Genomic DNA, 20,739 nt, shown 5'->3' on the forward strand with positions numbered 1-20,739 from the left:
GACCCCGCATGGCTTTTCTCGCGCTTGGTATCAATCACAAGACCGCTTCGGTGGACGTGCGCGAGCGCGTGGCCTTTACCCCGGAGCAGATGGTCGAGGCGCTGCAGCAGCTCTGCCGCGTCACGCCGACGCGAGAAGCCGCCATTCTGTCGACCTGCAACCGCAGCGAGCTCTATCTGCATCAGGATCAGGCCGAGGCTGACTCCGTGCTGGCCTGGCTGGCCAATTATCACCGGCTGAACCTGGACGAACTCAAGGCGTGCGCCTATGTCCACGTCGATGAACAGGCCGTGCGACACATGATGCGCGTGGCCTCGGGTCTCGATTCGCTGGTGCTCGGCGAGCCCCAGATCCTCGGTCAGATGAAATCCGCCTATGCCGTGGCGCGTGAGGCAGGCAGCGTCGGTCCGCTGCTGGGGAGGCTGTTTCAGGCCACCTTCAGCACGGCCAAGACCGTGCGTACCGATACCGCCATTGGCGAGAACCCGGTTTCCGTCGCCTTTGCGGCGGTGAGCCTGGCGCGGCAGATATTCAGCAATCTGCAACGTAGCCAGGCGCTGTTGATCGGCGCCGGCGAAACCATCACGCTCGTCGCCCGGCATCTGCACGAGCAGGGGGTGAAGAAGATCGTCGTCGCCAACCGTACGCTCGAGCGCGCCAGCGCCCTGGCGGCTGAGTTCGGCGCACAGGCGATCCTGCTGGCGGATATCCCGCAGGAATTGCACAACAGCGATATCGTCATCAGCTCTACCGCCAGCCAACTGCCGATCCTGGGCAAGGGCGCGGTCGAGCAGGCGCTCAAGCAGCGCAAGCACAAGCCCATGTTCATGGTCGACATCGCCGTGCCGCGCGACATCGAACCGCAGGTCGGCGAGCTCGACGACGTCTATCTCTATAGCGTCGATGATCTCCACGAAGTGGTCGCCGAGAACCTCAAGAGTCGCCAGGGCGCGGCTCAGGCCGCCGAGGAGCTGGTGGCGGCCGGCACCAGCGACTTCATGCTCAGGCTGCGCGAGCTGGCGGCCGTGGACGTGCTCAAGGCCTACCGGCAGAACGCCGAGCGCATCCGCGACGAGGAGCTCGGCAAGGCGCAGCGCCTGCTGGCCAACGGGGCGAGCGCCGAGGAGGCCTTGGCGCAGCTGGCGCGTGGGCTCACCAACAAGTTGCTGCATGCGCCGAGCGTGCAGCTGAAGAAACTCTCCGCCGAAGGTCGCGTGGAGGCACTGGGCGTGGTCCAGGAGCTTTTCGCACTTGGCGACGGCACGGACAATCGATGAAACCTTCTCTGCTCAACAAACTCGACGGGCTGCAGGATCGCTTTGAGGAACTGACGGCGCTGCTCGGCGATGCCGAGGTGATCAGCGATCAGGCGCGCTTTCGCGCCTATTCGCGGGAGTACGCCGAGGTCGAACCGGTGATCGGTGCCTATCGCCAGCTGCGCAAGGTCCAGGCCGATCTCGAGGGCGCGCAGGCGCTGCTCAAGGACAGCGATCCGGATCTGCGCGAGATGGCCGAGCAGGAAGTCGGTGAAGCACGCGAACAGCTGGACGTGCTCGAGGCCAGCCTGCAACGCATGCTGCTGCCCAGGGACCCTAACGATTCACGCAACGTGTTCCTCGAGATCCGCGCCGGTACTGGCGGGGACGAGGCAGCGATCTTCGCGGGCGACCTGTTCCGCATGTATTCGCGCTATGCGGAAAAGCAGGGTTGGCGCGTCGAAATACTCTCCGAAAGCGAGGGTGAGCATGGCGGCTACAAGGAAATCATTTCACGGGTCGAAGGCGACAACGTCTACGCCAAGCTGAAGTTCGAATCCGGTGCGCATCGCGTGCAGCGTGTGCCGGAGACCGAGTCGCAGGGGCGCATCCATACCTCGGCGTGCACCGTGGCGGTCTTGCCCGAGCCCGACGAGCAGGCGGCGGTGGAAATCAACCCGGCCGAGCTGCGCATCGATACCTATCGCTCCTCGGGCGCCGGTGGTCAGCACGTCAACAAGACCGACTCGGCAATCCGCATCACTCACCTGCCGACCGGCATCGTCGTCGAATGCCAGGAAGAGCGGTCGCAGCACAAGAACCGCGCCAAGGCCATGGCCTGGCTGGCAGCCAAGCTGCAGGACCGCCAGGATGCGGCGGCGCACAAGGACATCTCCGAGACCCGCAAGCTGCTGGTCGGCTCCGGTGACCGTTCCGAGCGTATTCGTACCTACAACTTCCCGCAGGGGCGGGTGACCGACCACCGCATCAACCTGACGCTTTACTCGCTGAGCGAGGTGATCGCCGGTGCGGTGGAGCAGGTGATCGAGCCGCTGTTGCTCGAGTACCAGGCCGACCAGTTGGCCTCTATCGGCGACTGAGCGATGGCCTCGATTCAGTCGCTGCTACAGAACGCCGAGCTGCCCGGCTCGCCGAGCGCGCGCCTCGATGCCGAATGGTTGCTCGCCGCCGCGCTGGGCAAGCCCGCGACCTACCTGCGGACCTGGCCTGAGCGTGAGGTGCCTGCCGAGTGCGCCGAGCGCTTCGCTGGCATGCTCGCCCGGCGTCGCCAGGGCGAGCCGGTGGCCTATATCCTCGGCCGCCAGGGCTTCTGGAGCCTGGATCTGGAGGTCGCGCCACATACGCTGATACCCAGGCCAGATACCGAGCTGCTCGTCGAGACTGCCCTTGCGTTGCTGCCGGACGAGGCCGCACGGGCGCTGGACCTTGGCACCGGTACCGGGGCGATTGCCCTGGCCCTGGCCTGCGAGCGGCCAAGCTGGCAGGTTGTCGGTGTGGATCGAATTGCCGAGGCCGTGGCCCTGGCCGAGCGCAACCGCCTGCGCCTGCGCCTGGGCAACGTCGCCTTCAGCCAGAGCCATTGGTATCAGGCACTGGCCGGGCAGCGCTTCTCGCTGATCGTCAGCAATCCGCCCTATATCGCGGCGAGCGATCCGCACCTGGGCGAAGGCGACGTGCGCTTCGAACCGCCGAGCGCGCTGGTCGCAGGCGCCGACGGGCTGGACGACATTCGTAGCATCATCGGCGGTGCTGCGCAGCATCTCCTGCCGGGTGGCTGGCTGCTGCTCGAGCACGGCTACGATCAGGGCGACGCCGTGCGTGCGCTGCTGCAGGGCGCCGGCTTCGTCGAGGTCCGCAGCTGTCGTGATCTCGGTGGGCACGAGCGTGTCAGCCTTGGCCGTTTGATTGGGCAACCTAGCGAGGCACCGCATGCTCAGTGACGAAGAACTGCTGCGTTACAGTCGGCAGATCCTGCTCAAGCAGGTCGATGTCGAGGGCCAACTGCGGCTCAAGGCCAGCCGGGTGCTGGTGGTCGGGCTCGGCGGGCTCGGTTCGCCGGTGGCGCTCTACCTGGCGGCCGCCGGCGTCGGTGAACTGCACCTGGCCGATTTCGACCGCCTCGACCTGACCAACCTGCAGCGCCAGATCGTGCATGACAGCGCCGCGCTGGGACAGCACAAGGTCGACTCGGCCATGGCCCGGCTCGAGCGGCTCAACCCCGAGATCACTCTCGTCGCGCATCGCGTCGCGATGGATGCCGATACCCTGACGGCTGCCGTGGAGGCGGTCGATCTGGTGCTCGATTGCACCGACAACTTCGCCGTTCGCGAGGCGGTGAACGCGGCGTGCGTGGCTGCGCGCAGGCCATTGGTCAGCGGCGCGGCGATTCGCCTCGAGGGCCAGTTGTCGGTGTTCGATCCGCGTGACGCTTCGAGCCCCTGCTATCACTGCCTTTACGGCCACGGCAGCGAGGCCGAGTTGACCTGCAGCGAGGCCGGCGTGCTGGGCCCGCTGGTGGGGCTGGTCGGCAGCCTGCAGGCGCTCGAGGCGCTGAAACTGCTGGTCGGTTTCGGTGAGCCGTTGGTGGGGCGGTTGTTGTTGATCGATGCCTTCTCGACGCGCTTCCGCGAGCTGAAGGTGCGCCGGGACCCGGCCTGTACGGTCTGCGGTAGCCATGCCGGCTGATGCGGCCGCGCCCGTCGGGGTCTTCGACTCCGGTGTTGGTGGCCTCTCGGTGCTGCGCGAGATTCGGCAGCGTTTGCCGCACGAGGCGTTGCTCTATGTAGCTGACAGTGCGCACGTTCCCTATGGCGAAAAGACACCCGATTTCATCCGCCAGCGCTGTCGTGCCATTGCCAGCTTTCTCCTCGACCGGGGGGCCAAGGCGCTGGTGCTCGCCTGCAACACGGCCACCGCGGCCGGCGTGGCCGAGTTGCGCGAGTTGTATCCGGAGGTGCCCATCGTCGGTATGGAGCCAGCGGTCAAGCCTGCCGCGCGGGCGACACGTAGCGGCGTGGTGGGTGTGCTCGCTACCACCGGAACACTGAAAAGCGCGCGTTTCGCCGCCTTGCTCGACCGCTTTGCCAGCGATGTCAGGGTGATCACCCAGCCCTGTCCGGGCTTGGTGGAGCGCATCGAGGCGGGCGATCTGCAGGGACCGGTCACACGCGCGCTGCTTGCCGGCTGGGTCGAGCCGCTGCTGGCGCAAGGCTGCGACACGCTGATTCTCGGTTGCACGCACTACCCATTCATCAGGCCGCTGCTCACTGAGCTGGTACCGCAGGATGTTCAGCTGGTCGATACCGGTGCGGCGGTGGCGCGCCGGCTCGAGCAGTTGCTTGCTTCCAGTGGCCTGCTGAACCACTCTCAACGGCAGCAGCCGGCGCGCTTCTTTTCCAGCGGTGCGCCGGGCAGGCTGGCCGAGGTATTGCCTTTGCTCTGGGGCGATGAGGCAGACGTACAGGTTTGCCCGGTCTAGGAACTCCTGCCGACGCGACGCCTCAGAATCAGAGCTAACCTAAAACCAACGGTTATAGAAATAAGGAAGTTACGGATGAACAAGCTGATCTCTCTCGGGCTGGCTGCTGCGCTGGGTGTCATGCCGTTCGCCGGTGCTCATGCGATGGGCATTACCGGCGCCGTGGGCGCTACGGGCGAATCGACGATGACCTATCGTCTGGGCCTCCAGCACGATTTCGGCAAGAGCTGGTTCCAGAGTTCCACCGGCCGGCTCACCGGCTACTGGGATGCCGCATATACCTACTGGGAGGGCGACGAAACCTCCGCCAACCACAGCCTGTCGCTGGCGCCGGTATTCGTTTACGAATTCAACGGTGACTCGGTTCGCCCGTACATCGAGGCGGGTATCGGTATCGCCGGGTTCGAGAGCACCGAAATCGAGGATCGCGACCTGGGCTCGTCCTTTCAGTTCGAGGATCGGATCGGCCTCGGCCTGCGCTTTGCCGGTGGCCATGAGGTCGGCATCCGGGCGCTGCATTATTCGAATGCGGGGCTGAAGAACCCCAACGATGGCGTGGAGAGCTACGCGGTTCACTACCGCATGGATTTCTAATCAGCGTTCAGCCGGCGAGCGGAGCGGATGCCGCTCGCCGGGTGCCTCAACTCAAAGCGTTTCGTCCAGCTGCTTGTTCTTCCAGCCTTCGGCACCGGGAAGCAGCACGTTCAGCAAGAGCGCCACGATGGCGGCGAGGGAGATGCCGGAAAGGCTGAACTCGCCGTTGCCGACGACCATCCCGCCAATCCCGAACACCAGGGTCACCGAGACGATGATGAGGTTGCGTGCCTCGGACAGATCGATCTGGTGACGGATCAACGTGCTCAGTCCGACTACCGCGATGGAGCCGAACAGCAGGCAAAGAATGCCGCCCATCACCGGCACCGGAATACTCAGCAGGGCTGCGCCGAACTTGCCGATGAAGGCCAGCACGATGGCGAATGCCGCCGCCCAGGTCATGATCTTCGGGTTGTAGTTCTTCGTCAGCATTACCGCGCCGGTAACCTCGGCATAGGTGGTGTTCGGCGGGCCGCCGAAGAGTCCCGCGGCCGATGTGGCCAGCCCGTCGCCCAGCAGTGTGCGGTGCAGCCCGGGGTTTTTCAGATAGTTGTTGCCCGTGACGCCGCCGATGGCGACCACGCCGCCGATGTGCTCGATGGCGGGAGCCAGCGCGACCGGCACCATGAACAGAATGGCGCCAAGGTGGAACTCCGGCGCGACGAAGTTGGGGACGGCAAGCCAGGGTGCGGCGAGCATGCCGCTGGTATCGACCACGCCGAACGCCAGTGCCAGCGAGTAGCCGACGAATACGCCGGCCAGAATCGGTACCAGGCGGAACAGCCCCTTGCCCAGGACGGCCACCAGCAGCGTGGTAAGCAGCGCCGGCATCGAGATCAGCATGGCCGTGCCGTAAGGCACCAGTTCGGTCGCGCCGTCGCCGGATTTACCCATGGCCATGTTGACGGCCACCGGCGACAGCGCGAGGCCGATCGAGATGATCACCGGGGCGATCACCACCGGCGGCAGCAGGCGGTCGATGAAACCTGCGCCCTTGATGCGCACCGCGAAGCCCAGCAACACGTAGACCAGGCCCGCCGCAACCACGCCGCCGAGCACGGCGGGTAGGCCGAATTCGCCCTTGGCCGCGATGATCGGCGCGATGAAGGCAAAGCTCGAGGCCAGAAACACCGGAACTTGCCGCCGGGTGACCAACTGAAACAGCAAGGTGCCCAGGCCTGCAGTAAAGAGGGCGACGTTTGGATCCATGCCCGTGATCAGCGGCATGAGGACCAGCGCACCAAAGGCGACGAACAGCATCTGTGCGCCAGCCAGTACCTGGCGGGCCAAGGGCTCCTGAGTGCCTGTCATGCTCAGACGTCCTTCTGCTTGGTGCCGAAGATCTTGTCGCCGGCGTCACCGAGCCCCGGCACGATATACCCGTGCTCGTCGAGTCGCTCGTCCACTGAAGCGGTATAGATGGTGACGTCGGGATGCGCCTTGTCCACGGCGGCGATGCCCTCGGGTGCGGCGACCAGGACCAGTGCACGGATCTCGCGACAGCCCGCCTTCTTCAGCATGTCGATGGTGGCGACCATCGAGCCGCCGGTAGCCAGCATGGGGTCGATGATGATCGCCAGGCGCTGTTCGATTTCCGGAACCAGTTTTTCCAGGTAGGTCTGCGCCTGCAGGGTCTGTTCATTGCGAGCGATGCCGACAGCACTGACCTTGGCGCCGGGGATCAGGCTGAGCACGCCGTCGAGCATGCCGATGCCGGCGCGCAGGATCGGCACCACGGTGATCTTCTTGCCGGAAATCTTTTCCACCTGGACCGGGCCGCACCAGCCGTCGATGCTGTATTGCTCGAGCGGCAGGTCCTGGGTTGCTTCATAGGTGAGGATCGAGCCGACTTCCTGGGCCAGCTCCCGGAAGTTCTTCGTGCTGATATCGGCTCTGCGCATAAGGCCGAGTTTGTGACGGATCAGCGGGTGGCGGATCTCTCGAATAGGCATGGGGGGCTCCGGCGGGGTGATTAACCGGCGTAGAGTAAAGCATCGCCGGGCCACGGGCTATGTGGCTTGGCTCATCCGCGCGACTTGCCGCGTGAGGTTCGGGTGGGTATCTTGCCGCCCCTTCCTGGTCGGCTGGATTCGATGGCTTTCCTGACCGCTTGGTCAGCCATGGAGCAGCGTCTTTTACCGGCCGTGGCGCACATCAATTTCAGTGGGGAATCGCGATGCCTGTCGATCTCGAACATATCCGTCAAGTCATGGCAGAGAGCGACTGCCTTTACAGCGAAGCCGAGGTGGAGGCTGCCATCGATGCGGTCGCCGAAAAGATCAACGCGGAACTGGCCGAGCGAAATCCGGTGGTGTTCTGTGTCATGAACGGAGGGCTGATCTTCTCCGGCAAGTTGGTTACCAAGCTCAACTTTCCGCTCGAGCTGTCGTACCTGCATGCGACCCGTTACCGCAACGAGACCAGCGGCGGTGAGCTGTTCTGGAAGGCCAAGCCGGAAATCTCGTTTATCGACCGTGACGTGTTGATCATCGATGACATCCTCGACGAAGGGCACACGCTTGGCGCCATCATCGACTTCTGCCGCCACGCGGGCGCAGCTGCCGTGCACACCGCCGTGCTGATCGACAAGGATCACCAGCGCAAGGCGCGTCCGGATCTGAAGGCCGATTACGTCGGCTTGAGTTGCATCGATCGCTACATCTTCGGCTATGGCATGGATTACAAGGGCTACTGGCGCAACGCGCCGGGTATCTACGCGGTCAAGGGGTTGTAACGGCTGGTTTCCCGCTCCGCCCCTTCCGGGCGGGGCCGTTGGGCCGGCAGGCCTGTTTCCTTTCTCCCCACCTGTGGCCATGCGAAACGTAACGGTCGCAGTTCGTCCCCCTGTTTGGCTGCCCTCTGTGGTCCTTGCCCTGCGACCTTGGTTGGGGGTGGCGCTCACCGATATTGCTCTCCTCGCCACTTTCGTCACAGAAACCGCGACCTTGCATCCGACCGCTCTGCGGCGGGCTTTCCCGTTCGAAAGAGTGCGGCTAAGCTCAAGCGCAGTCGCCTAGTCGCGGCATTTTGATATTGCCCGCAAAGCCAGCGCCTAGCGGGCTTTTCATACTTAAGGATGACAAAGCAAATCAAACCTTAGTGCGCTTAACCCACTCTTTGCGTCTGGGTAGGGTTGACGTACTTCGAACCAACCAGGAGCGCCTCATGACAAAAACAACAAGGCAAGGAATCTTCCGGCCCACATCCCTTGCTCTCGCAATCGCGCTGAGCACTGCTGCACCGGCTTACGCGGTTACCTTCAATATCGGCGAGATCGAGGGGCAGTTCGACTCCTCCATGTCGATTGGCGCCAGCTGGGCGATGGACGATCCGGACATGGATCTGGTTGGTGCAGCCAATGGAGGAACTGGCTTTACTCAGACTGGCGATGATGGTCGTCTGAACTTCAAGAAGGGCGAGACCTTCTCGAAGATCTTCAAGGGCGTGCACGACCTGGAGCTGCGCTATCGCGACAGCGGCGCGTTCGTGCGCGGCAAGTACTGGTACGACTTCGAGCTTAAGGACGAGAGCCGCCTGTTCAAGGACATCAGCGACAGCAACCGCAAGGAAGCCGCCCAGTCTTCCGGCGCCGAGATCCTCGATGCGTTCCTCTATCACAACTATTACCTGGGCGAGCTGCCGGGCACCGTGCGGATCGGCCGGCAGGTGGTGAGTTGGGGTGAGAGCACCTTCATCGGCAACTCCATCAACTCGATCAACCCGCTGGACGCCGCGGCGTTCCGTCGCCCGGGCGCGGAGATCAAGGAAGGCCTGATTCCGGTCAACATGCTCTACGTCTCGCAGAGCCTGACCGACCGCCTGAGCATGGAGGCGTTCTATCAGCTGGAATGGGATCAGACGATTGTCGATAACTGCGGAACGTTCTTCTCGGGAGCTGATGTCGCGGCGGATGGCTGTGACAATAATTACAACGTCGGGCCGGCTGCGCTTGCCTCGACATTGAACGGGCCATTGGGAGGCTTCGCCACGGCCGCCGGCGTTTCCTATTCCGACGAGGGCGTGATGATCCCGCGCGGTGGTGACCGTGATGCTCGTGACTCCGGTCAGTATGGCCTGGCATTGCGCTGGCTTGGCGACAGCACCGAGTACGGTGCCTATTTCATGAACTATCACAGTCGTACGCCGATCGTGAGCACCCATACTGCCGGCCTTGGGACCTTTGCTGCTGCCCAAGGGGCTGGAGCTGCAGCCGGCCAAGCGGTAATCGAGTCGGTTGTGGCGCAGCTCGTGCAGGCAGGGATTCCGTTGGCTCAAGCAATTCCGATGGCTCAGCAGATGGCGGGAGGACTCGCTGCTCAGGCCGGCACCGCGATCGGCGGCGCGGTGTTGCTCGGCAACGGTCAGTACTACTTGGAATATCCTGAAGACATCCAGCTTTACGGTTTGAGCTTCTCTACGACGTTGCCCACCGGCACAGCCTGGTCCGGTGAAATGAGTTACCGGCCTAACGCGCCTATCCAGATCAATACCACCGACGTCACGCTTGAGCTAACTGACCCCACTCGGGCAGGGCTAGATAATCGCGGCTATAACCGCAAGGAAATCACCCAACTGCAAACTACCTTCACGCATTTCTTCGACCAGGTGCTGGGGGCGGAGCGCGTGACTGTGGTGGGCGAGATTGGTTACGCGCATGTTGGCGGACTGGAGAGTACAAGCGAGGTTCGCTATGGCCGCGACCCCAACTTCGGTACGCCTACCGACGCTGCCGCGCTGGCTGCCAACGGCTGGCATGGTTTCGTCACCGCCAACTCCTGGGGCTATCGCCTGCGCGCCATCGCCGACTACAACAACGTCTTCGCCGGCATCAACTTCAAGCCGAACCTGTCGTTCTCGCATGACGTCGACGGCTACGGCCCGAACGGCCTCTTCAATGAGGGCGCCAAGGCAGTCAGCGTAGGGCTAGATGCTGAATATCAAAATACCTACACCGCCAGCCTGTCCTATACCGACTTCTTCGGTGGCGACTACAACATGCTTACCGACCGTGACTTCCTGGCCTTCAGCGTAGGCGTCAACTTCTAAGGAGACAGTGTGCTGCCGGCGGCCGATGCCCGGTCGTCGGCCTAAAAATTTTCGGCCCGGTTGTCGAACACGATCAAGAGGAACTGGAACCTATGAAAACAACAAGAAAGCTATTCAGTGTCTTGGCCTTTTCCCTGCTCGCGAGCAGCGTGATGGCGGCGGTATCCCAGGAAGAGGCCGCGAAACTCGGCGACTCGCTAACCCCGCTGGGCGCGGAGAAGGCGGGTAATGCCGACGGCACGATTCCGGCCTGGACGGGTGGCCTTTCAACCGATGCGGCGCCACTCAAGGGCGGGCACCTCACCAATCCGTTCAAGAATGAGCAGCCGAAGTTCGTGATCACGGCGCAGAACGTCGATCAGTACAAGGACAAGCTGACTGCCGGTCAGCTGGCCATGTTCAAGCGCTATCCGGAAACCTACAAAATCCGGGTATTCGAAACCCACCGCAGCGCAGCGCTGCCCGATTCGATCTACGAAGCCGCCAAGAAGAGTGCGCTGAACGCCGAGCTGGTGGAAGGTGGCAACGGTATCGCCAACTTCACGGAGAGCCGCTACTACGCATTCCCAATTCCGAAGAACGGCCTGGAAGTCATCTGGAACCACATCACCCGTTACCGCGGCGGCAATGTGCGCCGCAACATCGTGCAGGCGACCCCGCAGACGAATGGCAGCTACACGCTGGTGCACTTCGAAGACGAAGTCGCGTTCCCCAGCGATATGTCCGATCTGGATCCGGAACGCGCCAAGAATGCGCTGCTGTTCTTCAAGCAGCGCGTGACCGCTCCGTCGCGTCTGGCCGGTAACGTGCTGCTCGTGCACGACTCGCTCGATCAGGTAAAGGACCCACGTCAGGCCTGGATCTACAACGCAGGTCAGCGTCGCGTTCGTCGCGCCCCGCAAGTCGCCTACGACGGCCCGGGTACCGCTTCGGATGGCATGCGTACCACCGACAACTTCGACATGTTCAGCGGCGCGCCGGATCGCTACGACTGGAAGCTGATCGGCAAGAAGGAGCTGTATATCCCCTATAACAGCTTCGATATCGCCTCCAGCGACCTCAAATACGACGATGTGATTAAGGCAGGCCACGTCAACCAGGACCTGGCGCGTTACGAATTGCACCGTGTATGGGAGATCGAGGCCAACCTCAAGAGCGGTGAGCGCAACATCTACGCCAAGCGTCGCTTCTTCGTGGACGAGGACACCTGGACGATCGTCCAGTCCGAGCTTTACGACGGGCGTGGTCAGCTTTGGCGCGTGGGTGAGGGCCATATGCTGCAGTACTACCAGCACAAGGTTCCGGCCTACGCCTTCGAGGCGCTGTACGACATCATTTCCGGCCGCTATATCGCGATCGGCATGAGCAACGAGGAGAAGCCGTTCGACTGGGGCTACAAGGCATCGGCCGGCGACTTTACTCCTGCAGCGTTGCGCAACGCAGGTGTTCGCTGATAGCGAGGTATCGCGCTGATGAATCGAGGCGGCCAATCGGCCGCCTTTTTTTGTTGTGCTGAGCCAGCGGTGCTAGGTTCGCAAGAGCCCCAGGTTGCGGCTGTGATCGACAAACCCTTTCGTTTGCGGCAGTTTTGCCAAGGACGACAGCTTGATCGGCGCCCAGCGCCGTCGGTTCGATGGACTGAACAATTCCAACAAGAGATGCTGCCATGTCCGTAAGCTTCCTGCCGGATGCCATGACTGGCGAGGCGCCAGCACAGGTGCCGGGGCCGGTGATTCCAAGGCTGCCGCCTGTTCACGTCGCGCGTCCGCGACTATCCGATGCGCTGCTTTCCTGTGATTGCCGCTTGCGACTGGTCTGTGCGCCGGCCGGCTTTGGCAAGAGCGTGCTGATGAGCGAGTGCGCCCGACAGGTGCCCGGCGACACCTTGCTGGTGTGGCTCGATATCGGCGGGCGCGCTCTTTCCGTCGACCAACTCTACGCGCGGCTTGCTGCCGCACTGGGACACCCGCCAGCGGCGGGGCAGTCACGCGAGGATGTCCTGCGGCTGTTGGGCCATGTGCGCCAGCCGCTCTGGATCATGCTCGACGACTATCCGCGCCAGCCAAGCCCCGAGTTGGACGAGTGCCTCGATATGCTGCTCGAATTCGGTCCCGAGTCGATCAGCTGGTGGGTAACCAGTCGCCGCCAACCCGCCTGGAAATTGCCGCGCCTTCTGCTTCAGGGGCATCTGTTCGAGTGCGAAGCCCAGGCACTCGCCTTTACCCCCGATGAGCTCGGGCAGTTGCTGCGAGCGCATCGTTTGCAGCTGCCGGGGGACAGTTTCCAGCAGCTGCTGCAGGGGACGGAGGGCTGGCCGGCAGGTGTCTGCCTGTTGCTGCTCAATGCCGATGAACAAGCCGTGCGCGAACGCCTGGTAGCCGGCACGCCATTGCTGCGTGACTACGTGCAACGCGAAGTGCTCGATGGACAGAGTGACGAGATCAGGCGTGCGCTGTTCGCGCTGGCGCGTTTGCCACGCTTTTCCGCCACGCTGTGCGATCACGTGCTCGACGGTATCGATGGGCGGATTCTGGAAACCCTGAGCACCTACCAGCTGTTCGTGCGCCAGATCGATAACTGCGGCGAGTGGTTTCGCCTGTGGCGGCCGCTGGCTCTACTGCTGCAGCGGCTGCCCGAAGCGGTTTCGTCCAGCCACATCCATCTGCGCGCCTGCCAATGGTTCGCCAGCCGCGACGAAATGCGCGAGGCGGTCGAGCACGCACTGTGGGCTGGCCAGCCGGAAGTGGCGGCCAACTATCTGCAGCGCTACGGCCAGGAGCAACTGCTGATCGGCGACAACGTGTCGCATTTTCTGAAATGGCGCAGCCAGTTGCCGCAGGATCTGTTCGTCAGCACAACGCGCCTGATCGTGTTGCAAGGCTGGGCGCTGATCGTTTCGGCGCGCCTGGATGAAGTAGATGAATGCCTCGCCGAACTGGCCAAGTTCTTTCCGCAGCCGGATGCGCGTCGCCAGGCCCAGCTGCTGGCGCATTGGCAGGCCCTGCGCGGTTTCGTGGCGCGCCTGAGGGGCGACCCCGCCGCCCGCGAGCATTGCTTGCAGGCGCTGGAGGTGCTGACCGATCATGCCTGGGCCCAGCGCGTGCTCTGCTATCAGACGTTGTGCCAGCAGGCTATGGCCGAGGGCTGTCTGGAGCTGGCACAGCATTACAACAGCGAGGGCATGAAGCTGGCGCGGCTCAAGGGCAGCGTCATCTACGAGACCATGCTGAATGTGGACCGTGTCCAGTTGCTGGAGCTGACCGGCGAGTTCGAACGGGCTGTCGGGGTGCTGGACGAGGCCATCAGAATGCTGCGCGACACCGTGCGTCACAGCCCGATTATTGGGCGCCTGCAGTTGCTGCAGGGACACCTGCTCGCGTATCAGGGGCTCGACGATCCGGCGCGCGAAGCATTCCAGAAGGGGCGGGTGGAAACCGAGACCTGTGGCGACTCCTACACCTTCTTCGGTTATGTCGGGCTTGCCGAGCTGGCTGCACGCAACCACGAATTCACTGATGCCTATCACTGGCTGCGGGAGGCCGAGCGGCTGACCCAATGGCGTCACGTTCCGGAGGCCCGCTTTCGCGGCATTCTGCGCTTGATGAATGGTGTCGCCTGGCTGCACCAGGGCGATCTGGCCAAGGCGCGCAGCGCCATGCAGCAGGTATGCGAGCAGTACGCCGAGGGTGGGCACCTGGCGCCTTCCGGTTTCTACGAGTTGCTGCCACGCGCGAGGCGTTACCTGGCACTGCTGGATCTTCTCGAAGGGCGCCCCGAGCAGGCGGCGGCCGCATTGCGGCAGCTGATCGACGAGAACCTGCAGGCGCAACGACTCGGTCTTGCCTGTGAATGCCGCTTCACCCTGGCCGAAGCCTTGTTTGACCAGGGCGCGCTGAGCGAGGCCGAGCAGGAGTTGCGCAAAGCCCTTGGCGAGGCGCTGCGCCAACAACTGGTCAAGCCGTTGTACGAACTCCATCATCGGCAGCCGCAGTGGCTGGCGCGAATCCTGCCCGCCGCAACCAAGGGTGAGAGCCTGCGGGATCGTTTGCTGCAGTACGAGCGTTCGCCGGAGGACATGGTCGTTGCCAACGATGACATGCTGCTGAGCAACCGCGAGCTGACGGTGCTCCGGCTGATCGCCCAGGGCTGCTCCAACCAGGAGATCGCCGAGCAGCTGTTCATCTCGTTGCATACCGTCAAGACCCATGCACGACGGATCAATACGAAACTCGGCGTGGCGCGCCGTACCCAGGCAGTTGCCAAGGCCAAGGCGCTCGCCTGGCTCTGAGCGCGCAGCAAGCCAGGCCGCCCGAGGTATCGACGGCCGCGAAAATCCGTTCTGTTGTTATTGGTTTACGGGCGGGGACGCCAGAGGGCGGGGCGCAGTTCGCCCGCCGTGGGCAAGGGAGGCTCGCCGTACTCGATCGCCAGGCTGAACTTCAGGCTGGTGATCAGGCGCTGCAGTTGCGTCTGATCGCGCCATTGCGCAGCGCTGATATACCGTTTGACCGCCACGCCTTGCGCCCCGGTCAGCGTCAGCAGAATGCTGCCGTCGGGTTTCTCGATACTGAAATTGACGTTGTAGCCTGGCTGAAAGGCGTCGCTGATCTCCTGAAACGAGCTTTTCATTGCGCAGTACCTGTGTGTAGTGGCTGCGACTAGAGACCTGCGGCAGTCGAGACAGTTTCATCGCCGGCTGCCGAGTGGTCCTGCACGGATGTCGCACCTCAGTCGGCTGTGCTGGAAAGCTCCGTCAGAACATCGGGGTTGCCCTTGAAGGCCTTGGCGAACACCTCTCGATTCTTCGCCATGAAGATGCCGAGCTCCTCGGCATGGCGCTCCTCGAGCGATGGCGCGGCGGCATGAAGCACTGCGGTGAGCGCTTCGGCCAGTTCCAGCATCTTGTCATGACGATCGGCTTCGGCTTTATCCATGAACAGGCGCTCCACATCCCGGCTACTGCGATAGACCACTTCGACGGCCATTGGCTACCTCGGTTAGGTTGGCAAATACTGTTTGTATATACAGCTTAATGGCCTTGCTGGCAGTTGGGAAGCCGCTGCGTGCCGGGGCTGCTCGGTTCAATCGGTAAATTCGCCCTCCAGGTCCGTGGCGCCAAAGCTGAGGGTACTGGCGCGATAGCCGCTGCGCAGGGTGGGAAGTGGCAGGCAGCTCTGCCAGCTGGCGCCTGCCTGCAGGTCGGCCGGAAGCGAGTAGTCCGGTTTCTCGAAGCTGCCTTGGGCGACATTCAGGCGTGAATTCGGTACGTAGGCGGCAATGCGCCAGCTGAGCTGGCTAACGCGCCTGTCGCTGTGATTGGTCAACCGTGCCAGCAAGGGGCGGGCGGCCGGGCATTGCCTGGGCTCGTAACTTATCGTCACCTCGAGCCGTTCGAGCAGCCGTGCCTGCTGGCGGTCCTGCAGGATTGCCCAGCCAACCACCAGCGCGAAGGCCGCCGCAGCGCCCAGCGATATGGGCAGCGCGCGCAGCGGGTAGCGCAGCAACAGGATGAACCACAGGAGGATGAGCAAGGCACCGATCAGCATGAGCGCTCCTTTGGCCAGAGCAGTGGCCCGCATGAGGGGCGGGCAACGTTCGCGCCGACAGACTAGTCGCGTGGCAGGCCATGCGCCGCAAGGCGCTCCAGTGCGGCCCGCAGTCGCGGGTCGTCGATACCTTCGGCGCTGGCTTTTATGTGTTCCGCCGACGCTTGGGAAATCTGCGTCGGCTGACGAGGAGCCGGCCTTGTCGGTTGCGGAGGCTGCACGCGGAACAGAATACGTTGCAGGCCGGCAAATGCCTCGTGCGTCTCCAGCTGGCGCTGCAGGCGACGCTGCTGATAACGCAGGCGCGTCGCCCAGTGCCCATCGGTGATGATCAGCAGCAAGCAGCCCTCGCGCCACGAGGCTACCCGGCAGTGAGGACGCGCAGCGGGTTGCAGCTGGCTTTCGACGATCTGCTGCAGCCGGTCGAGTCGTTGCGCTTCGCCGAAAAGCGCTCGCAGCGGCTTGGCTTCGCGCAGAAGAACCAGCGGGGGGCGTGCGGTGAGAGGGCGCAATGCCATTACGGTAGCGTCTCGAGGTTGCCGGGCTCTGGATGGTAGCAAAAGGGATGGGGCGTCGCAGGCTGGCGGCGGGCTGCCGCTGCGCAACCGTGCCGCTTTTCACGAGTACGTTTCCGAGTAGAATGCCCCCTTTGCACGCGGGGCCAGCCGGCGCCGTCGTGCCTCCATCCCCAGCATGGAAACCCTTTTCGATATGTTTGCGCCTTTATTGAAGAAACTCTTTGGAAGCAAGAACGAGCGTGAAGTCAAGCGCATGTTCAAGGCGGTGCAGGCCGTCAACGCGCTCGAAGAGCAGATGGTGTCGCTTAGCGATGAGCAGCTGCGAAGCAAGACCGAGGAGTTCAAGGCGCGTCTGGAAAAGGGGGAGACCCTCGACAAGATTCTTCCCGAAGCCTTTGCCGTCTGCCGCGAGGCGGGCAAGCGCGTCATGGGCATGCGTCACTTCGACGTCCAGCTCATCGGCGGCATGACCCTGCATGAAGGGCGCATTGCCGAAATGCGCACCGGCGAGGGCAAGACGCTGGTGGCCACGCTGGCGGTGTACCTCAACGCGTTGTCTGGCAAGGGCGTGCATGTGGTCACGGTGAACGATTACCTGGCCCGGCGAGACGCCAACTGGATGCGCCCGCTGTACGAGTTCCTCGGCCTGTCGGTCGGCATCGTGGTGCCGTTCCAGCCGCCGGAGGAAAAGCGCGCCGCTTACGCCGCCGACATTACCTACGGCACCAATAACGAATTCGGTTTCGATTATCTGCGCGACAACATGGCCTTCAGCATGGCCGACAAGTTCCAGCGGGAACTGAACTTTGCCGTGATCGACGAGGTGGACTCCATCCTCATCGACGAGGCGCGCACGCCGCTGATCATCTCCGGTCAGGCCGAAGACAGCTCCAAGCTGTACATGCAGATCAACCAGCTGATTCCGCGCCTGAAGCAGCACATCGAAGAAGAAGAGGGGGTCGTCACGCAGGAAGGCCACTATTCGATCGATGAGAAGACACGGCAAGTCGAACTCAACGAGGCCGGGCACCAGTACATCGAGGAACTGCTGACCCAGGCCGGTCTGCTCGGCGAGGGCGAGAGCCTGTATTCGGCGCACAACCTCGGCCTGCTGACCCACGTTTATGCCGGTCTGCGCGCGCACAAGCTGTTCCATCGCAATGTCGAGTACATCGTGCAGAACGGTCAGGTGATCCTGATCGACGAACACACCGGCCGTACCATGCCGGGGCGTCGCCTCTCCGAGGGGTTGCACCAGGCGATCGAGGCCAAGGAGGGTGTAAACATCCAGGCCGAAAGTCAGACCCTGGCTTCGACCACCTTCCAGAACTACTTCCGTCTCTACGCCAAGCTGTCCGGCATGACCGGTACGGCGGATACCGAAGCCTTCGAATTCCAGCAGATCTACAACCTGCCGGTGGTGGTCATTCCGACCAACCGGCCGATCGCGCGCAAGGACTACAATGATCTGGTCTACCTGACCCAGGCCGAGAAGTACGCGGCGATCATCACCGACATCAAGGAATGCCAGGCGCAGGGTCGACCGATACTGGTCGGCACGGCCTCGATCGAAAGCTCCGAATACGTTTCGCAGCTGCTGCAGAAGGAAGGCATCGCCCACCAGGTACTCAACGCCAAGTATCACGACAAGGAAGCTGAGATCATCGCCCAGGCGGGTAAGCCGGGTTCGGTGACCATTGCCACGAACATGGCCGGTCGGGGTACCGACATCCTGCTCGGTGGTAACTGGGAGGTCGAAGTCGCCAAACTCGAGGCCCCGACCGAAGAGCAGATTGCGCAGATCAAGGCCGATTGGCAGAAGCGTCACCAGCTGGTGATCGAGGCGGGTGGCCTTCACGTCATTGCATCCGAGCGTCACGAATCCCGTCGTATCGACAACCAGCTGCGTGGCCGTGCCGGCCGTCAGGGGGACCCGGGCTCCAGCCGCTTCTACCTGTCGCTGGAAGACAACCTCATGCGCATCTTCGCCTCCGATCGGGTGAAGAACTTCATGAAGGCGCTGGGTATGGAAGCGGGCGAGGCGATCGAGCACCGCATGGTCACCAATGCCATCGAAAAGGCCCAGCGCAAGGTCGAAGGCCGCAACTTCGACATTCGCAAGCAGCTGCTCGAGTTCGACGACGTGGCCAACGAGCAGCGCAAGGTCATCTACCACATGCGCAACAGCCTGCTGGCGGCCGACGACATCGGGCAGACCATTGCCGAGTTCCGCGAGGACGCGCTGAGCAACGCCATCAGCTCGCACATCCCGCCGCAGTCGCTACCTGAGCAGTGGGACATCCCCGGTCTCGAGGCGGTGCTCTACAGCGATTTCGGTCTGCGCCTGCCGGTCCAGCAGTGGCTCGACGAAGACGAGAAACTCTACGAGGAGACCTTGCGCGAGAAGATCATGCAGGCGCTGCTCGAGGCGTACCGCGAGAAGGAAGAGCTGGCGGGTGCCGAGGCCCTGCGCACGTTCGAGAAGCAGATCGTGCTGCGCGTGCTGGATGACCTGTGGAAGGACCATCTGTCCACCATGGATCACCTGCGTCACGGCATTCACCTGCGCGGTTACGCGCAGAAGAACCCGAAGCAGGAGTACAAGCGCGAGTCTTTCGCGCTGTTCCAGGAGCTCCTGGAATCGATCAAGCGCGACAGCATCCGCGTACTGTCCCATGTGCAGGTGCGCCGCGAGGACCCGGCCGAAGAGGAAGCGCGTCTGCGCCGCGAAGCCGAGGAGCTGGCGCAACGCATGCAGTTCCAGCACGCCGAGGTGTCAGCGCTCGAGGAATCGCAGGACGAGCCGGCTGAAGGCGAGCAGGACGGCGCGTCGAACGTCACGCCGATTCGCAGCGAGCCGAAGATCGGCCGCAACGAGCCGTGCCCCTGTGGCTCCGGCAAGAAGTACAAGCACTGTCACGGGCAGGTGCAATAGCCCCCCTGCCAGGCAGGTATCCGCGCCGCGACCGGCCAACCGCCGCTCGCGGCGTTTTTCTCTGTTGATCGGGCGGTCCGGGTGGGTCGCCACAAGTTGAGGAGTGCGTTCAATGGCTGTCGGTCTCGGTCCTCTACCCAAACTGCATCCGGTTCCAGGCTTTGCGCTCGGGATCGCCTCGGCGGGCATCAAACGTCCCGGCCGCAAGGACGTGGTGGTCATGCGCTGCGCTGAGGGCTCGCGCATTGCCGGCGTGACGACCACCAACGCGTTCTGCGCGGCGCCAGTGATCGTCACCCGCGAACGTATGCAGGGCGAAGTTCGCTATCTGCTGACCAACACCGGTAACGCCAACGCCGGCACCGGTCCGCAGGGCTTGGCCAATGCGCGCCGGACCTGCACGGCGCTGGCCGCGCTGACGGGCGTAGCGGAGGAGGCGGTGCTGCCGTTCTCGACTGGCGTCATCGGCGAGCCGTTACCGGTGGAGAAGATCGAGGCCGCTCTGCAGGCCGCGCTGGACGACCTGGACGAGGATCACTGGGCCCAGGCCGCCAGCGGCATCATGACCACCGACACGCTGCCCAAGGGCGCCAGCCGCCAGTTCCAGCACGACGGCGTGACCGTGACCGTGACTGGCATCAGCAAGGGCGCCGGCATGATCCGTCCGAACATGGCCACCATGCTGGGCTACATCGCTACTGACGCCAAGGTCGCCCGCGAAGTGCTGCAGGACCTGGTGCGTGATGCGGCAAACAAGTCGTTCAACCGAATCACCATCGATGGCGATACCTCGACCAACGATTGCTGCATGCTGATCGCCACGGGCCAGGCCGCGCTGCCTGAGATTACCGAGGCCTCCGGTGAGCTGTTCGGCAAGCTGAAGCAGGCCGTGTTCGAGGTGTTCATGGAGGTGGCCCAGGCCATCGTCCGTGATGGCGAGGGTGCCACCAAGTTCGTCACCGTGCAGGTCAACGGCGGCGGCAACCATCAGGAATGCCTGGATGTCGCCTACGCCGTGGCTCACTCGCCACTGATCAAGACCGCGCTGTTCGCTTCCGACCCGAACTGGGGGCGCATCCTCGCCGCGGTTGGCTATGCCGGCGTGCCGAACCTGGATGTCAGCCTGATCGACGTGTATCTCGGCGAGGTCTGCATCGCCAGCCAGGGCGGGCGTGCCGCCAGCTATACGGAAGAGCAGGGCGCGGCGGTCATGGCCCGCGAAGAGATCACCATCCGGATCGAGCTGGGCCGTGGTGACTGCAGCGAGACGATCTGGACCACCGATCTGTCCCACGAGTACGTGAAAATCAACGCGGAGTACCGCACCTGAGCAATCCGGCCGCTC

Annotated in this window: 18 protein-coding genes; 12 read left to right on the forward strand and 6 right to left on the reverse strand. The window is 63.3% G+C overall.

Annotated elements, in window-relative coordinates; genetic code table 11:
* The first annotated feature begins 8 nt into the window (after positions 1 to 8).
* The 6 genes from hemA (at position 9) to CL52_RS05080 (ending at position 5,349) form a co-directional block, all read left to right on the forward strand.
* A complete protein-coding gene (gene hemA, locus CL52_RS05055) occupies positions 9 to 1,277 on the forward strand; it encodes a glutamyl-tRNA reductase (RefSeq protein WP_043218916.1) in 1,269 nt (422 codons plus the stop codon).
* On the forward strand, positions 1,274 to 2,356 hold the full coding sequence (gene prfA / locus CL52_RS05060; RefSeq protein WP_043218918.1) for a peptide chain release factor 1: 1,083 nt from the start codon (positions 1,274 to 1,276) through the stop codon (positions 2,354 to 2,356). The genes hemA and prfA overlap by 4 nt, the downstream gene beginning before the upstream one ends.
* 3 nt (positions 2,357 to 2,359) lie before the next feature.
* Positions 2,360 to 3,217 carry a peptide chain release factor N(5)-glutamine methyltransferase gene (gene prmC / locus CL52_RS05065; RefSeq protein WP_043218920.1) on the forward strand — a complete coding sequence of 286 codons (858 nt, stop codon included), beginning with the start codon at positions 2,360 to 2,362 and terminating at the stop codon, positions 3,215 to 3,217.
* On the forward strand, positions 3,207 to 3,962 hold the full coding sequence (locus CL52_RS05070) for a molybdopterin-synthase adenylyltransferase MoeB (protein WP_041107477.1): 756 nt from the start codon (positions 3,207 to 3,209) through the stop codon (positions 3,960 to 3,962). Before prmC ends, CL52_RS05070 begins: the two co-directional genes overlap by 11 nt.
* Complete coding sequence (murI, locus tag CL52_RS05075; RefSeq protein ID WP_043218921.1) at positions 3,952 to 4,755, forward strand: glutamate racemase; 804 nt, start codon at positions 3,952 to 3,954, stop codon at positions 4,753 to 4,755. Before CL52_RS05070 ends, murI begins: the two co-directional genes overlap by 11 nt.
* 75 nt (positions 4,756 to 4,830) lie before the next feature.
* Positions 4,831 to 5,349: an acyloxyacyl hydrolase gene (locus tag CL52_RS05080; protein WP_043218922.1), complete on the forward strand. Its 519-nt coding sequence runs from the start codon at positions 4,831 to 4,833 to the stop codon at positions 5,347 to 5,349.
* A gap of 51 nt (positions 5,350 to 5,400) precedes the next feature.
* Here the strand turns inward: CL52_RS05080 and CL52_RS05085 are convergent, their stop codons facing one another.
* Together CL52_RS05085 and upp are read right to left on the reverse strand one after the other, a co-directional pair.
* Positions 5,401 to 6,660, reverse strand: coding sequence for a uracil-xanthine permease family protein (locus CL52_RS05085; protein ID WP_041107472.1), 1,260 nt, complete (start codon positions 6,658 to 6,660; stop codon positions 5,401 to 5,403).
* A gap of 2 nt (positions 6,661 to 6,662) precedes the next feature.
* Positions 6,663 to 7,301 carry a uracil phosphoribosyltransferase gene (gene upp, locus CL52_RS05090; RefSeq protein ID WP_041107470.1) on the reverse strand — a complete coding sequence of 213 codons (639 nt, stop codon included), beginning with the start codon at positions 7,299 to 7,301 and terminating at the stop codon, positions 6,663 to 6,665.
* A 224-nt stretch (positions 7,302 to 7,525) separates the two neighbouring features.
* Between upp and CL52_RS05095 the strand changes: the two genes are divergently transcribed.
* The 4 genes from CL52_RS05095 to CL52_RS05110 all read left to right on the forward strand — a co-directional run bounded on the left by CL52_RS05095 (position 7,526) and on the right by CL52_RS05110 (position 14,683).
* On the forward strand, positions 7,526 to 8,083 hold the full coding sequence (locus tag CL52_RS05095; RefSeq protein ID WP_041107468.1) for a hypoxanthine-guanine phosphoribosyltransferase: 558 nt from the start codon (positions 7,526 to 7,528) through the stop codon (positions 8,081 to 8,083).
* A gap of 431 nt (positions 8,084 to 8,514) precedes the next feature.
* Positions 8,515 to 10,395 carry a DUF1302 domain-containing protein gene (locus CL52_RS05100; RefSeq protein ID WP_043218925.1) on the forward strand — a complete coding sequence of 627 codons (1,881 nt, stop codon included), beginning with the start codon at positions 8,515 to 8,517 and terminating at the stop codon, positions 10,393 to 10,395.
* 92 nt (positions 10,396 to 10,487) lie between these two features.
* Positions 10,488 to 11,849 carry a DUF1329 domain-containing protein gene (locus CL52_RS05105; protein WP_043218927.1) on the forward strand — a complete coding sequence of 454 codons (1,362 nt, stop codon included), beginning with the start codon at positions 10,488 to 10,490 and terminating at the stop codon, positions 11,847 to 11,849.
* Positions 11,850 to 12,061: 212 nt separating this feature from the next.
* A complete protein-coding gene (locus CL52_RS05110; RefSeq protein WP_041107462.1) occupies positions 12,062 to 14,683 on the forward strand; it encodes a LuxR C-terminal-related transcriptional regulator in 2,622 nt (873 codons plus the stop codon).
* Positions 14,684 to 14,748: 65 nt separating this feature from the next.
* Here CL52_RS05110 and CL52_RS05115 read toward each other — a convergent pair whose 3' ends face one another.
* The 4 genes from CL52_RS05115 to CL52_RS05130 all read right to left on the reverse strand — a co-directional run bounded on the left by CL52_RS05115 (position 14,749) and on the right by CL52_RS05130 (position 16,459).
* The gene (locus CL52_RS05115) at positions 14,749 to 15,024 is read right to left on the reverse strand and encodes a DUF3509 domain-containing protein (RefSeq protein ID WP_043218929.1); all 276 of its coding nucleotides are present in this window, start codon (positions 15,022 to 15,024) and stop codon (positions 14,749 to 14,751) included.
* Positions 15,025 to 15,122: 98 nt separating this feature from the next.
* Positions 15,123 to 15,380 carry a YebG family protein gene (locus tag CL52_RS05120; RefSeq protein WP_041107458.1) on the reverse strand — a complete coding sequence of 86 codons (258 nt, stop codon included), beginning with the start codon at positions 15,378 to 15,380 and terminating at the stop codon, positions 15,123 to 15,125.
* A 96-nt stretch (positions 15,381 to 15,476) separates the two neighbouring features.
* Complete coding sequence (locus tag CL52_RS05125) at positions 15,477 to 15,941, reverse strand: hypothetical protein (protein ID WP_043218931.1); 465 nt, start codon at positions 15,939 to 15,941, stop codon at positions 15,477 to 15,479.
* 62 nt (positions 15,942 to 16,003) lie between these two features.
* Entirely contained in the window at positions 16,004 to 16,459 is a 456-nt protein-coding gene (locus CL52_RS05130) for a DciA family protein (protein ID WP_043218932.1), read from the reverse strand.
* Between the two features lie 193 nt (positions 16,460 to 16,652).
* Here CL52_RS05130 and secA point away from each other — a divergent pair, with 193 nt between their 5' ends.
* Both secA and argJ read left to right on the forward strand, forming a co-directional pair.
* Complete coding sequence (gene secA, locus CL52_RS05135) at positions 16,653 to 19,394, forward strand: preprotein translocase subunit SecA (RefSeq protein WP_043218933.1); 2,742 nt, start codon at positions 16,653 to 16,655, stop codon at positions 19,392 to 19,394.
* A gap of 112 nt (positions 19,395 to 19,506) precedes the next feature.
* Positions 19,507 to 20,724, forward strand: a complete 1,218-nt coding sequence (gene argJ, locus CL52_RS05140; RefSeq protein ID WP_041107450.1) for a bifunctional glutamate N-acetyltransferase/amino-acid acetyltransferase ArgJ — start codon at positions 19,507 to 19,509, stop codon at positions 20,722 to 20,724.
* Positions 20,725 to 20,739: the final 15 nt, after the last annotated feature.

Origin of the sequence: Stutzerimonas balearica DSM 6083, from assembly GCF_000818015.1 — a bacterium.
Classification (GTDB): domain Bacteria; phylum Pseudomonadota; class Gammaproteobacteria; order Pseudomonadales; family Pseudomonadaceae; genus Stutzerimonas; species Stutzerimonas balearica.

Bases quoted from the DNA above. Each gene is read 5' to 3' on its own strand.
- CL52_RS05115 (WP_043218929.1), bottom strand. From the start codon at position 15,024: ATGAAAAGCTCGTTTCAGGAGATCAGCGACGCCTTTCAGCCAGGCTAC.
- argJ (WP_041107450.1), top strand. From the start codon at position 19,507: ATGGCTGTCGGTCTCGGTCCTCTACCCAAACTGCATCCGGTTCCAGGC.
- CL52_RS05110 (WP_041107462.1), top strand. From the start codon at position 12,062: ATGTCCGTAAGCTTCCTGCCGGATGCCATGACTGGCGAGGCGCCAGCA.
- CL52_RS05125 (WP_043218931.1), bottom strand. From the start codon at position 15,941: ATGCTGATCGGTGCCTTGCTCATCCTCCTGTGGTTCATCCTGTTGCTG.
- CL52_RS05105 (WP_043218927.1), top strand. From the start codon at position 10,488: ATGAAAACAACAAGAAAGCTATTCAGTGTCTTGGCCTTTTCCCTGCTC.
- murI (WP_043218921.1), top strand. From the start codon at position 3,952: ATGCCGGCTGATGCGGCCGCGCCCGTCGGGGTCTTCGACTCCGGTGTT.
- hemA (WP_043218916.1), top strand. From the start codon at position 9: ATGGCTTTTCTCGCGCTTGGTATCAATCACAAGACCGCTTCGGTGGAC.
- CL52_RS05080 (WP_043218922.1), top strand. From the start codon at position 4,831: ATGAACAAGCTGATCTCTCTCGGGCTGGCTGCTGCGCTGGGTGTCATG.
- CL52_RS05085 (WP_041107472.1), bottom strand. From the start codon at position 6,660: ATGACAGGCACTCAGGAGCCCTTGGCCCGCCAGGTACTGGCTGGCGCA.
- upp (WP_041107470.1), bottom strand. From the start codon at position 7,301: ATGCCTATTCGAGAGATCCGCCACCCGCTGATCCGTCACAAACTCGGC.
- CL52_RS05100 (WP_043218925.1), top strand. From the start codon at position 8,515: ATGACAAAAACAACAAGGCAAGGAATCTTCCGGCCCACATCCCTTGCT.
- CL52_RS05130 (WP_043218932.1), bottom strand. From the start codon at position 16,459: ATGGCATTGCGCCCTCTCACCGCACGCCCCCCGCTGGTTCTTCTGCGC.
- CL52_RS05120 (WP_041107458.1), bottom strand. From the start codon at position 15,380: ATGGCCGTCGAAGTGGTCTATCGCAGTAGCCGGGATGTGGAGCGCCTG.
- CL52_RS05095 (WP_041107468.1), top strand. From the start codon at position 7,526: ATGCCTGTCGATCTCGAACATATCCGTCAAGTCATGGCAGAGAGCGAC.
- secA (WP_043218933.1), top strand. From the start codon at position 16,653: ATGTTTGCGCCTTTATTGAAGAAACTCTTTGGAAGCAAGAACGAGCGT.
- prmC (WP_043218920.1), top strand. From the start codon at position 2,360: ATGGCCTCGATTCAGTCGCTGCTACAGAACGCCGAGCTGCCCGGCTCG.
- CL52_RS05070 (WP_041107477.1), top strand. From the start codon at position 3,207: ATGCTCAGTGACGAAGAACTGCTGCGTTACAGTCGGCAGATCCTGCTC.
- prfA (WP_043218918.1), top strand. From the start codon at position 1,274: ATGAAACCTTCTCTGCTCAACAAACTCGACGGGCTGCAGGATCGCTTT.